The sequence below is a fragment of the Pseudomonas sp. 2hn genome (assembly GCF_019646095.1).
GTDB lineage: Bacteria > Pseudomonadota > Gammaproteobacteria > Pseudomonadales > Pseudomonadaceae > Aquipseudomonas > Aquipseudomonas peradeniyensis.
The window spans coordinates 4,362,800-4,374,981 of sequence record NZ_CP081016.1 but is presented as its reverse complement, the minus strand read 5'-3'; the positions used below and the strand labels follow the sequence as shown (position 1 = coordinate 4,374,981).

General features: G+C 66.8%; 9 protein-coding genes. 5 read left to right on the top strand and 4 right to left on the bottom strand.

All coding sequences use genetic code 11. The annotated features are described in order from the left end of the window. Window positions 1-57 precede the first annotated feature (57 nt). The 3 genes from ngg to mnmC form a co-directional block, all read right to left on the bottom strand. The gene (gene ngg, locus K2O50_RS19770; RefSeq protein WP_050704592.1) at window positions 58-1,803 is read right to left on the bottom strand and encodes an N-acetylglutaminylglutamine synthetase; all 1,746 of its coding nucleotides are present in this window, start codon (window positions 1,801-1,803) and stop codon (window positions 58-60) included. 3 nt (window positions 1,804-1,806) lie between these two features. Next, window positions 1,807-3,594, bottom strand: coding sequence for an N-acetylglutaminylglutamine amidotransferase (locus tag K2O50_RS19765; protein ID WP_050704593.1), 1,788 nt, complete (start codon window positions 3,592-3,594; stop codon window positions 1,807-1,809). Window positions 3,595-3,828: 234 nt separating this feature from the next. Next, window positions 3,829-5,799: a bifunctional tRNA (5-methylaminomethyl-2-thiouridine)(34)-methyltransferase MnmD/FAD-dependent 5-carboxymethylaminomethyl-2-thiouridine(34) oxidoreductase MnmC gene (gene mnmC, locus K2O50_RS19760; RefSeq protein ID WP_220689932.1), complete on the bottom strand. Its 1,971-nt coding sequence runs from the start codon at window positions 5,797-5,799 to the stop codon at window positions 3,829-3,831. Window positions 5,800-5,934: 135 nt separating this feature from the next. Here mnmC and pap point away from each other — a divergent pair, with 135 nt between their 5' ends. Further along, on the top strand, window positions 5,935-7,428 hold the full coding sequence (gene pap, locus K2O50_RS19755) for a polyphosphate:AMP phosphotransferase (protein ID WP_050704595.1): 1,494 nt from the start codon (window positions 5,935-5,937) through the stop codon (window positions 7,426-7,428). Between the two features lie 206 nt (window positions 7,429-7,634). After that, window positions 7,635-8,588 carry a DMT family transporter gene (locus K2O50_RS19750; protein WP_050704596.1) on the top strand — a complete coding sequence of 318 codons (954 nt, stop codon included), beginning with the start codon at window positions 7,635-7,637 and terminating at the stop codon, window positions 8,586-8,588. Window positions 8,589-8,674: 86 nt separating this feature from the next. Here K2O50_RS19750 and K2O50_RS19745 read toward each other — a convergent pair whose 3' ends face one another. Further along, entirely contained in the window at window positions 8,675-10,069 is a 1,395-nt protein-coding gene (locus K2O50_RS19745) for a class II fumarate hydratase (RefSeq protein ID WP_050704597.1), read from the bottom strand. A 153-nt stretch (window positions 10,070-10,222) separates the two neighbouring features. Here K2O50_RS19745 and K2O50_RS19740 point away from each other — a divergent pair, with 153 nt between their 5' ends. From K2O50_RS19740 to K2O50_RS19730, 3 genes are all read left to right on the top strand, one after another. Beyond that, a complete protein-coding gene (locus tag K2O50_RS19740) occupies window positions 10,223-10,747 on the top strand; it encodes a DUF2059 domain-containing protein (protein WP_050704598.1) in 525 nt (174 codons plus the stop codon). A gap of 10 nt (window positions 10,748-10,757) precedes the next feature. Beyond that, on the top strand, window positions 10,758-11,057 hold the full coding sequence (locus K2O50_RS19735; RefSeq protein ID WP_050704599.1) for a BolA family transcriptional regulator: 300 nt from the start codon (window positions 10,758-10,760) through the stop codon (window positions 11,055-11,057). 192 nt (window positions 11,058-11,249) lie between these two features. After that, a complete protein-coding gene (locus K2O50_RS19730) occupies window positions 11,250-12,182 on the top strand; it encodes a rhodanese-related sulfurtransferase (protein ID WP_050704600.1) in 933 nt (310 codons plus the stop codon).

Below are 12,182 nucleotides of genomic sequence, written 5' to 3'. Positions count from 1 at the left end.
CCTTTGATTCGAGGGCCTCATCGCGGGGCAAGCCCGCTCCCACGTGGTTGCGTGGGTTCAGGCCAAAGCCCGGCTATGCGGGAACAGCAGGTCGACGAAGCGCTCAGCCGTAGGCTGCGGTTCATGATTGGCCAATCCCGCACGCTCGTTGGCCTCGATGATCACGTAGTCCGGGTGCTCGGCATCTCGGACCATGAAGTCCAGGCCCACCACCGGGATTTCCAGGGCGCGGGCGGCGCGTACGGCGGCATCGACCAGCACTGGGTGCAGGCGCGCGGTGACATCCTCCAGGGTGCCGCCGGTGTGCAGGTTGGCGGTGCGGCGCACGGCCAACCGTTGCCCGGCGGGCAGGATGTCGTCGTAGCCAAGCCCGGCGTCCTTGAGCGTGCGCTGGGTTTCTTCGTCCCGCGGGATTCGGCTCTCGCCACCCGTGGCTACCTGGCGGCGCCGGCTCTGGGCCTCGATCAGTGCGCGCAGGCTCTGCCTGCCGTCGCCGATCACCTGGGCCGGATGGCGGATCGCCGCGGCCACCACCTCGTAGCCGATCACCACGATGCGCAGGTCGACGCCTGCATGGAAGCTCTCCAGCAGCACGCGGCTGTCGAAGGCGCGGGCTTGCTCCACGGCGTGGCTCAGCGCTTCGAGGGTGGTGATATTGACCGCCACCCCCTGACCCTGCTCGCCATCCACCGGCTTGACCACTACCGCGCCATGCTCGTCGAGGAACGCCTGGTTGTCATCGACGCTCCCCGCCAGTTGCTGCGCCGGTACCTGCAGGCCAGCGTTGTGCAAGGCCTGGCGGGTCAGGCGCTTGTCCTGGCAGAGGGTCATGGTCACGGCGCTGGTCAGGTCGCTCAACGATTCGCGACAGCGGATGCGTCGTCCGCCCAGGCTCAGGGTGAACAGCCCGGCATCGGCGTCATCCACCTGGACCTCGATGCCTCGGCGCAGCGCTTCGTCGACGATGATCCGCGCATAGGGGTTGAGCCCGGCTTCGGGACCGGGGCCGAGGAACAACGGCTGGTTGATGCCGTTCTTGCGCTTGATGGCGAAGGTCGGCAGGGTGCGGAACCCCAGCTTTTTGTACAGCCGCTTGGCCTGGCGGTTGTCGTGCAGCACCGACAGGTCGAGGCAGGCCAGGCCACGACTCATGAAGTGCTCGATCAAGTGACGCACCAGCACTTCGCCAACGCCCGGGCGGGTGCAGTGCGGGTCCACCGCCAGGCACCACAGGCTGCAACCGTGCTCGGGGTCATCGAACGCCTTGCCGTGGTCCAGGCCCATGACGCTGCCGATCACCGCGTGGCTGTCTTCGTCCTCGGCCAGCCAGTACACCGGCCCGCCGAGGTGGCGGGGGGTGAGCAGCTCGGGATCGACCGGCAGCATGCCGCGGGCCTGGTACAGCGCATTGATCGCCTGCCAGTCCGCCGCACATTGCGCCCGGCGAATGCGAAAGCCGCGGAACACGCGCTGCGCCGGTCGGTAGTCGGTGAACCACAGGCGCAGGGTGTCCGACGGATCAAGGAACAGTTGTTGCGGCGCCTGGGCCAAAACCTGCTGCGGGGCGGCGACGTACAGGGCAATGTCGCGCTCGCCGGCCTGTTCTTGCAGCAGCGCTTCGGCCAGGCTGAGCGGATCGGGGTAGGTATGCCCGATCAGCAGCCGCCCCCAGCCGCAATGCACGGCCCGCGGTTGGTCGTGGGGCTCGCTGCCGTCGCCGGCCAGGCGTGCCTGCAGACGCTCATAGGATGGCGCCTGGCCGCGCAGCAGGCGCTGGCCATAGGCGATCTCGTGGGCTTTCATCGGTCAGATTCCTTGTTCGCTGAGCCACAGGTTCAGGGCTGCCAGCTGCCACAGCTTGGAGCCGCGCAGCGGGGTGAGCTGGCCGTGGGGGTTGCTCAGCAGGCGGTCGAGCATGGTCGGGTCGAACAGCCCGCGATCCTGGCTGGGGTCGGTCAGCAGCTCGCGCACCCAGTCCAGGGTAGCGCCTTGCAGGTGCTTGAGGCCGGGCACCGGGAAGTAGCCTTTCTTGCGGTCGATCACTTCGTGGGGGATGACCCGGCGCGCCGCCTGCTTGAGTACCTGCTTGCCGCCGTCAGGCAACTTGAAGCGCGCCGGGATGCGCGCCGACAGCTCCACCAGGCGGTAGTCGAGGAACGGCGTGCGCGCCTCCAGGCCCCAGGCCATGGTCATGTTGTCCACCCGCTTGACCGGGTCGTCCACCAGCATCACCGTGCTGTCCAGGCGCAGGGCCTTGTCCACCGCGTCCGGCGCGCCGGGGCGGGCGAAGTGCTCGCGGACGAAGTCGCCGGCCGCGTCGTTGTCCAGGCGCCACGGCGCCTGCACGGTGTCGCGGTATTCGGCGTGGCTGCGGTCGAAGAACGCCTCGCGATAGGCAGCGAAGGCATCCTCGGCGCCGTTCACCTGCGGGTACCAGTGGTAGCCGGCGAACAGCTCATCAGCGCCCTGACCGCTCTGCACACCCTTGCAGTGCTTGGCCACCTCCCGCGAGAGCAGGTAGAAGGCGATGCAGTCATGGCTGACCATCGGCTCGCTCATGGCACGGAAGGCCGCCGGCAACTGCTCGATGATCTCGTGCTCGGCGATGCGCAGCTTGTGGTGGCGGGTGTGGTAGTGCCTGGCGATCAGATCGGAGTACTGGAACTCGTCGCCGCGCTCGCCGCCGGCGTCCTCGAAACCGATGGAGAAGGTCGACAGGTCGTCCACCCCGGCCTCGCGCAGCAGGCCGACCAGCAGGCTGGAGTCGACGCCGCCGGAGAGCAGCACGCCGACGTCCACCGCGGCGCGCTGGCGGATCGCCACGGCGTCGCGGGTGGCGTCGAGCACGCGGCTGGTCCAGCCCTCCAGGTCGAGCTCGCGCTCGTCCGGGTTCGGGCCGTAGTGCAATTGCCACCAGGTCTGGCGCTCGACCTCGCCATGGCGGTCGATGCGCATCCAGGTGCCGGGCTCGAGCTTTTGCACATTGGCCAACAGGGTGCGTGGCGCCGGCACCACGGCGTGGAAATTCAGGTAGTGGTTCAGTGCCACCGGGTCGATCATCGGGTCGATATCGCCACCCTTGAGCAGCGCCGGCAAGGTCGAGGCGAAGCGCAGGCGCTCGCCGTTGCGCGACAGGTACAGGGGCTTGACCCCCAGACGGTCGCGGGCCAGGAACAGGCGCTGGCTGTCGCGCTCCCAAATGGCCAGGGCGAACATGCCGTTGAGCTTGGGCAGCAGCGCCGCGCCCCAGGCGTGGTAGCCCTTGAGCAGCACCTCGGTGTCGCCATCGGACCAGAAGCTGTAGCCCAGGGCCTGCAGCTCCTCGCGCAGTTCGGGGAAGTTGTAGATGGCGCCGTTGAAGGCCAGCGCCAGGCCCAGGGTGTTGTCGACCATGGGCTGGGCCGAGCCGTCGGACAGGTCCATGATTTTCAGGCGCCGGTGGCCGAGGGCGATCGGGCCCTGGCTATGGAAGCCCCAGGCGTCGGGGCCGCGGGGCGCCAGGTGGTGGGTGATGCGCTCCACCGCGGCGAGGTCCGCCGGGCGTGGGGCTTGGTCGATGGGGGTGAAACGTAACTCTCCTGCTAATCCGCACATAAGTCCTTACCGGTTTTGCCGTTGGGGAGGGTGTGCCGCAAAGGTGGGCACTTAGGTAGGGACCTGGATGGATTGCGAGAGTTTTAGATCGATCTGTTATATGTGAATGTCGGGTACTGGGACCGCTATGCGGTCCATTCGCGGCACAAGGCCGCTCCTACACAGGCGACCTCGATTCCCTGTAGGAGCGGCCTTGTGCCGCGATAGGGGCGCAAAGCGCCCCCGGCGATCTGGCTATTTACCGCGAATCAGCCGGCGCAGCGCGAAACGGTTGGGATGACAGGCCTCGGCCACCGCCCTGGGCAGCGGCAAGGGCTCGCCGCTGGCCCAGGCGGCGATCAGTTCGCCCGACAACGGCGCGGTGATCAGCCCCCGCGACCCATGTCCACTGTTCACATACAGCCCCTCCAGCCATGGGCAGGCTACCTCGGGTACCTGTCGCGCATCCTTGGCCAACATGGCGTAGGCCTTGTTGAACGCCTCGGCATCGGCCAGCGGCCCGACGATAGGCAGGTAGTCCGGGCTGGTGCAACGGAACGCCGCGCGACCTTCCAGTTGCTCGGCATCGAGCTTGCCGACGGCCAATCGCTCGGCCAGGTCCGTGGATATCTCGTCCAGCATTGCCAGGTTGCCCTGGTGCTCGGCTACGGTCGGTGTGGTGTCCTGGCTGTGGAAGTCGAAGCTGGCGCCCAAGGTGTGCTCATCGCCACGTGGCGGCGCCACATAGCCTTCGGCGCACACCACCGTGCGCAGCTCCCGGCTGGCCACGGTGGCCGGCAGGCGGGTGATCTGCCCGCGAATGCGCTTGAGCGGCAGCCCGGCGCAGGCCGGGAAGTCTCGGACATCGGCAGCCCCGGCCAGCACCACCAGCGGCGCGCTGGCCAGCAGGCGCTCGCCGTCCCAGGCCTGCCACAGGCCGTCGGCCTTGCGCAGCGCGATGACGTCGGCGTGGCCGAGCAGGCGGATGCGCGGATGCTCCAGCTGCGTCTGGCACAGCGCCGGCGGGTGCACCCAGCCCCCCTCGGGGTAGAACAGGCCGCCGCTGGCCAGCGCCACGCCTGCCACGGCTTCGGCCTGCACGCGGTCGAGCTGGCGCAGCAGGCTGTTGTCGAAGGCGCTCGCCAGCTTGGCCTGGCGTTCGCCTTCCTTGTCGTCGAAGGCCAGTTGCAGCACGCCGCAGGCGTCCCAGTCCTGGCCGCGTTGCAGGTGCTCAAGCCAGCGACGGGTGTAGCCGAAGCCGGAAAGGATCATCTGCGACAGGGCAGTGCCGTGGGCGGACAGCTTGAGGTACAGCACGCCCTGTGGGTTGCCCGAGGCCTCCTGGGCCGGCCCATCGTGACGCTCCAGCACGCTGACCTGCCAACCCCGGGCCGCCAGGCTGCGCGCCGTGGCGCTGCCCGCCAGGCCGGCACCGATCACCAGCGCCTCGCGTGGCCCCGGCAAGGGCGCCGGGCGGGCGTACCAGGGCGCCGCGGGGGCGGCTGGCGCGCCGCTGTAGACACCGTGCATCACTTCCCATTTCTTGCCGATACCGGGCACCTTCTTCATGGTGAAGCCGGCCTCGATCAGCGAGCGGCGCACCCAGCCGGTGGTGGTGAAGGTGCCGAGGGTGGTGCCGGGGTACGACAGCCGTGCCAGCTGGGCGAACAGCTCCGGCGTCCACATGTCGGGGTTCTTCGCCGGGGCGAAGCCGTCGAGGAACCAGGCGTCGATGCGCGCGTCCAGTTGCGGCAGTTGCTCCAGCGCATCGCCGATCATCAGCGTGAGGGTGACGCGGCCGTCATCGAGGCTCAGTTGCTGGAAACCCGGATGGATCGCCACGTACTGATCGAGCAGGGGCCGGGTGAAGGGCTCCAGCGCCGGCCACAGTTGCATGGCGCGCTCCAGGTCGTCGCGGCTCAGGGGGTACTTTTCCACGCTGACGAAGTGCAGGCGCGCCTCGGCGTGGGCCAGCTCGGCGAACAACTGCCAGGCGCAGAAGAAGTTCATGCCGGTGCCGAAGCCCGTTTCCCCGATCACCAGGCAGTCCCGCGGCGCCAGCTCGGCGAAGCGCTGGCGCAGGTGGTTCTGCTCGATGAACACGTGCAGGGTCTCGTCGATGCCTTCGTTGATGGCGAAATAGACATCGTCGTATTGCCGGGAGTGGGGGCGGCCCTGGTCGTCCCAGTCGATCTGGGCGTGCTGGGGGAGGGTGGTGTCGGACATGGTCGGCTCGGTTGCAGCGGATCACGGATTTTAAGCGATCCGCGCGGCAAGTGTCGGCCTTATCGCACGGCGCGACAGGATCGATACGGATGGCGCAAATCCGCTAATCTTGCTTATCCATTGAAGGAGCCCTCCATGTTCGAATCCGCCGAAATCGGTCACAACATCGACAAGGACACCTACGAAGCGGAAGTCCCCGCCCTGCGCGAGGCGCTGCTCGAAGCCCAGTACGAACTCAAGCAGCAGGCGCGCTTCCCGGTGATCGTGCTGATCAACGGCATCGAGGGCGCCGGCAAGGGCGAGACGGTCAAGCTGCTCAACGAGTGGATGGACCCGCGGCTGATCGAGGTGCGCACCTTCGACCAGCAGACCGACGAGGAACTGGCCCGGCCGCCGGCCTGGCGCTACTGGCGGGCGCTGCCACCGAAGGGGCGGATGGGCGTGTTCTTCGGCAACTGGTACAGCCAGATGCTCGAAGGCCGCGTGCATGGCCAGTTCAAGGATGCCGTGCTCGACCAGGCCATCGCCGGCGCCGAGCGCCTGGAGCAGATGCTCTGCGACGAAGGCGCGCTGATCATCAAGTTCTGGTTCCACCTGTCCAAGAAACAGATGAAGGCGCGGCTCAAGGCGCTCAAGGAAGACCCGCTGCACAACTGGCGCATCAGCCCGCTGGACTGGCAGCAGTCGGAAACCTACGACCGCTTCGTGCGTTTCGGCGAGCGGGTGCTGCGCCGCACCAGCCGCGATTACGCGCCCTGGCATGTGGTCGAGGGCGTCGACCCGCATTACCGCAGCCTGGCGGTGGGGCGTATCCTGCTGGAGAGCCTGCAGGCGGCCCTGGCCAACAACCCCAAGGGCAAGCATCAGGGCAACGTCGCGCCGCTGGGGCGCAGCATCGACCAGAAGAGCCTGCTCGGCGCCCTGGACATGACCCTGCGCCTGGGCAAGCACGACTACCAGGAACAGCTGGTCACCGAACAGGCGCGCCTGGCCGGCCTGCTGCGCGACAAGCGCATGCGCCGCCATGCCCTGGTGGCGGTATTCGAAGGCAATGACGCGGCCGGCAAGGGCGGGGCGATCCGCCGCGTGGCGGCGGCGCTGGACCCGCGTCAGTACCGCATCGTGCCGATTGCCGCGCCCACCGAGGAAGAACGCGCCCAGCCGTACCTGTGGCGGTTCTGGCGGCACATCCCGGCGCGGGGCAAGTTCACCATCTTCGACCGCTCCTGGTATGGCCGGGTGCTGGTGGAGCGGGTCGAGGGCTTCTGCAGCCCGGCGGACTGGATGCGCGCCTATGGCGAGATCAATGACTTCGAGGAGCAGCTGAGCAACGCCGGGGTGGTGGTGGTCAAGTTCTGGCTGGCCATCGACCAGCAGACCCAGCTTGAACGCTTCGAGGAGCGCGAGCAGATTCCGTTCAAGCGCTACAAGATCACCGAGGAAGACTGGCGCAACCGCGACAAGTGGGATGTTTATTCCGAGGCGGTGGGCGACATGGTCGACCGCACCAGCACCGAGATCGCGCCATGGACCCTGGTGGAGGCCAACGACAAGCGCTGGGCGCGGGTAAAGGTGTTGCGCACGATCAACCAGGCGTTGGAGGCAGCGTTCGCCAAGGACAAGAAATAATCCGCGCTGGCTTCATTCGCGGGTAAACCCGCTCCCACATGGGGAACGATGATCCCTGTGGGAGCGGGTTTACCCGCGAAGAGGCCAGCTCCGTCGTTCAGGGCATGCCCCCGAGGAATGACCTGATGAAATCTTTTCCCGCCACACGTTCCCCGCCAAGCCCGTAGACTGCACCTTCCCCCACCAAGGCCCGACTCGAGGACACCATGCACATTTCTTCCGGACGCTGGGTCCAGGGCCTTCTGCTGGCGCTGTTGACCGCGTTGCTCTGGGGCATCCTGCCGATCAAGCTCAAGCAGGTGCTGCAGGTGATGGACCCGGTTACCGTCACCTGGTACCGCCTGAGCGTGTCCGGCGGCCTGTTGTTCGCCTGGCTGGCGGCCAATCGGCGGCTGCCTTCGTTCAGCCGTCTCGGGATGAAGGGCAAGGGCCTGGTGGCCGTCGCGGTGGCCGGCCTGGTCGGCAACTATGTGCTGTACCTGGTTGGCCTGAGCTTGCTCAGCCCCGGCACCGCGCAACTGGTGGTGCAGCTGGGGCCGGTGCTGTTGCTGGTGGCCAGCGTGTTCGTGTTCAAGGAGCGTTTCAGCCTGGGGCAGGGCCTGGGCCTGCTGGTGCTGCTGATGGGCTTCGGGCTGTTCTTCAACCAGCGCCTGGAAGAGCTGCTCACTTCGCTCGGCACCTACACCACCGGCGTGTTGACCATCATCCTGGCGACCAGCATCTGGGTGTTCTATGCCCTGAGCCAGAAGCAGCTGCTGACGGTGTGGAACTCGCAGCAGGTGATGATGGTGATCTACCTGTGCTGCGCGCTGCTGCTCACGCCCTGGGTGCATCCGCTGGAGGCGTTGCAGCTCAGCCCGTTGCAGGGCTGGTTGCTGCTGGCCTGCTGCCTGAACACGCTGGTGGCCTATGGCGCGTTCGCCGAGGCGCTGGCGCATTGGGAGGCCTCGCGGGTCAGCGCGACCCTGGCGCTGACGCCGCTGGTGACATTCGTCGCGGTGGCGCTGGCGGCCTGGCTGTGGCCGGATTACGTGCATGCCGAGCAGATCAATGGCCTGGGCTATGTCGGGGCGGTGACGGTGGTGCTGGGGTCGGCGTTGGTGGCGTTGGGGCCTTCGCTGATCGCTGGGTGGAAGGTACGTCGGTTGCGGGTTGATTGATAATTTCATCGCGGGGCAAGCCCGCTCCCACGCAGCGGTTGGTGGCTGGCGTGGGAGCGGGCTTGCCCCGCGATGAGGCCTCTGGATCAGCCCTTGCCGCCAGGCGCCAGCATGTTCTCTGGCCTTACCCACTGGTCGAACTGCTCGTTGGTCAGGTACTTCAGCTCCAGCGCCGCCTCGCGCAGGGTCTTGCCTTCGCTGTAGGCCTTCTTGGCGATTTCCGCCGCCTTGTCGTAGCCGATGTGCGGGTTCAGCGCCGTCACCAGCATCAGCCCGCGCTCCAGGTGCGCGGCCATCTGCCCGGCATCCGGCTCGATGCCGGCCACGCAGTGCTGCTGGAAGTTGCGACAGCCATCGGCCAGCAGCTCGATCGACTGCAGCAGGTTATGGATGATCACCGGCTTGAACACGTTCAACTGCAAGTGGCCCTGGCTTGCGGCAAAGCCGATCGCCGCGTCGTTGCCCAGCACCTGGCAGGCCAGCATCGACAGCGCCTCGCACTGGGTCGGGTTGACCTTGCCGGGCATGATCGAGCTGCCCGGCTCGTTGGCCGGCAGGCGTACCTCGGCAAGCCCCGCGCGCGGGCCGGAACCCAGCAGGCGCAAGTCGTTGGCGATCTTCATCAGGGCCACGGCCAGGGTCTTCAGCGCGCCAGCCAGGCTGGTCAGCGGCTCGTGGCCGGCGAGGGCGGCGAACTTGTTCGGCGCGGTGACGAACGGCAGGCCGGACAGCGCCGCCAGCTCCGCGGCGATGGCTTCGGCGAAACCGTGCGGGGCGTTGAGGCCGGTGCCCACGGCGGTGCCGCCCTGGGCCAGCTCGCAGACCGCCGGCAGCGTCGCGCGGATGGCGCGCTGGGCGTAGTCGAGCTGGGCGACGAAGGCCGAGACCTCCTGACCGAAGGTGATGGGCGTGGCGTCCATCATGTGCGTGCGCCCGGTCTTGACCAGGTGCGTGTGGCGCGCCGACAGCTCGGCCAGCCCCGCCGACAGCTCGGCGATCGCCGGTAGCAGCTTGTCGTGCACGGCCTGGGCCGCGGCGATGTGCATGGCGGTGGGGAAGCAGTCGTTGGAGCTCTGCGAGCGGTTGACGTGATCGTTCGGGTGCACCGGCAGCTTGCCGCCGCGGCCCTTGCCGGCCAGCTCGTTGGCGCGCCCGGCGATCACCTCGTTGACGTTCATGTTGCTCTGGGTGCCGCTGCCGGTCTGCCACACCACCAGCGGGAACTGGTCGTCGTGGTCGCCGGCGAGCACTTCGTCGGCGGCTTGCTCGATCAGCCGGGCGATGTCGGCGGGCAGGTCGCCGTTGCGATCGTTGACCCGGGCAGCGGCTTTCTTGACCAGCGCCAGGGCGTGCAGCACCGCCAGCGGCATGCGCTCCTTGCCAATGGCGAAGTTGATCAGCGAACGCTGGGTCTGCGCACCCCAATAGGCGTCCTCTGGAACTTCGACCGGGCCCAGGCTGTCTGTCTCGATACGGCTCATGCTGCGCTCACTCCTTTGTAGTCAGAAATCGCAGTTTAGGCCCTGATTCGACACAGCGGTTCAGTCGCTCGTCGTGCCACTTGAGCACTTCGCCATCACGGCGCAGAATGCTCTACCCTGAGGTACTCGCCTCCCTTTCTTGAAGGAAATGCAATGACCCGTCTTCGTGTCCTCTTTGCCGCCGTTGCCCTGGCCTGCGCCAGCGGCCAGGTACTCGCCGCCACCGCGAGCCACAATGCCGCCGCCGAGAAATTCCTGACCCTGGCCAATGCCGACAAGCTGGGCACCCCGGTGTACATGCAGGTCCAGCAGATGTTCGCCCAGCGTTTCGAACAGACCAAGGCGCCGGCCGCCAAGAAAACCGTGCTCGACAGCTACCAGGCCAAGGCCAACGCCGCCCTGGACAACGCCATCGGCTGGAAGAAGCTCAAGCCGAAGATGGTCGACCTGTACACCGCGACCTTCACCGAGGCCGAGCTGAACGACCTGGTCAAGTTCTACGAGTCGCCGCTGGGCAAGAAAGTCCTGCGCGAGATGCCCAAGGTCACCCAACAGTCGGCCCAGCTGACCCAGCAGAGCCTGGAACCGGCGGTGCCGGTGGTCAACAAGCTGCTCGACGACATGACCAAGGAACTCGACCCGAGCGCCGGCAAGGCAGCCGCTCCGGCGAAAAAGTGAGCCTGACGCGATGAACATGCAGCAACGCATCGAGCAGCAGCTGGCGCCGCTGGGCACCGACCACCTCGAAGTGCACAACGAAAGCCATATGCACAGCCGTGGCCAGGAAACGCACTACAAGGCGGTGCTGGTCAGCGAGCAGTTCGCCGGGCTGAACAGCGTCAAGCGTCACCAGAAGGTCTACGCCACCATGGGTGATCTGATGGGCGAGATCCACGCCCTGGCGATTCACACCTACACGCCCGAGGAATGGGCGGCGGTCGGCGTGGCGCCTGCCTCGCCGGTGTGCGCCGGTGGCGGCAAGCACTGAATCCTTTCCGGGATTCTGGTAGACTGCACGCCTCACAGACATCCTGTCGACGCCATCGCGGGGCAAGCCCGCTCCCACGCCAGCCACTGAGCGCAGCGTGGGAGCGGGCTTGCCCCGCGATGGCGTCGCCATGATTGCATTTGTCATTCCGGTCCGCCCCTTACGAGGGTGACCACCTGGAGATTCAACGCAATGACCCAACCGATCGTCGTGGCGGCGCTGTACAAGTTCGTCACCCTGGAAGACTACGTCGAACTGCGCGAGCCGCTGCTCAAGGCCATGGCAGACAACGGCGTCAAAGGCACCCTACTGCTGGCCAACGAAGGCATCAACGGCACCGTCTCGGCCACCCGTGAAGGCATCGACGCGCTGCTGGCCTGGCTGCGCAACGACCCACGCCTGGTGGATGTCGACCATAAAGAGTCTTACTGCGACGAGCAGCCGTTCTACCGCACCAAGGTCAAGCTCAAGAAAGAGATCGTCACCCTCGGCGTGCCGGGCGTTGACCCGAACAAGGCAGTCGGCACCTACGTCGATCCGAAAGACTGGAACGCCTTGATCAGCGACCCGGAAGTGCTGCTGATCGACACCCGCAACGACTACGAAGTGGCCATCGGCACCTTCAAGGGCGCCATCGACCCGAAGACCGAGACCTTCCGCGAGTTTCCCGACTACATCAAGGCCAACTTCGACCCGAGCAAGCACAAGAAGGTCGCCATGTTCTGCACCGGTGGCATCCGTTGCGAGAAGGCCTCCAGCTACATGCTCGGTGAGGGCTTCGAAGCCGTCTATCATCTTAAGGGCGGCATCCTGAAATACTTCGAGGAAGTAGCCCAGGAAGAAAGCCTCTGGGACGGCGACTGCTTCGTCTTCGACAATCGGGTCACCGTGCGTCACGACCTGAGCGAGGGCGAGTACGACCAGTGCCATGCCTGCCGCCACCCGATCGACGTGAAGGACCGGGAGTCGGAGCACTATTCGCCAGGCGTGAGCTGCCCGCATTGCTGGGACAGCCTGAGCGAGAAGACCCGGCGCAGCGCCATCGACCGCCAGAAGCAGATCGAACTGGCCAAGGCGCGCAACCAGCCACACCCGATCGGCTACAACTACAAAGCCGAGGCTTGA

Coding starts and splice junctions, on each gene's coding strand:
- ngg (WP_050704592.1), bottom strand. CDS start 1,803: ATGAAAGCCCACGAGATCGCCTATGGCCAGCGCCTGCTGCGCGGCCAG.
- K2O50_RS19765 (WP_050704593.1), bottom strand. CDS start 3,594: ATGTGCGGATTAGCAGGAGAGTTACGTTTCACCCCCATCGACCAAGCC.
- mnmC (WP_220689932.1), bottom strand. CDS start 5,799: ATGTCCGACACCACCCTCCCCCAGCACGCCCAGATCGACTGGGACGAC.
- pap (WP_050704595.1), top strand. CDS start 5,935: ATGTTCGAATCCGCCGAAATCGGTCACAACATCGACAAGGACACCTAC.
- K2O50_RS19750 (WP_050704596.1), top strand. CDS start 7,635: ATGCACATTTCTTCCGGACGCTGGGTCCAGGGCCTTCTGCTGGCGCTG.
- K2O50_RS19745 (WP_050704597.1), bottom strand. CDS start 10,069: ATGAGCCGTATCGAGACAGACAGCCTGGGCCCGGTCGAAGTTCCAGAG.
- K2O50_RS19740 (WP_050704598.1), top strand. CDS start 10,223: ATGACCCGTCTTCGTGTCCTCTTTGCCGCCGTTGCCCTGGCCTGCGCC.
- K2O50_RS19735 (WP_050704599.1), top strand. CDS start 10,758: ATGAACATGCAGCAACGCATCGAGCAGCAGCTGGCGCCGCTGGGCACC.
- K2O50_RS19730 (WP_050704600.1), top strand. CDS start 11,250: ATGACCCAACCGATCGTCGTGGCGGCGCTGTACAAGTTCGTCACCCTG.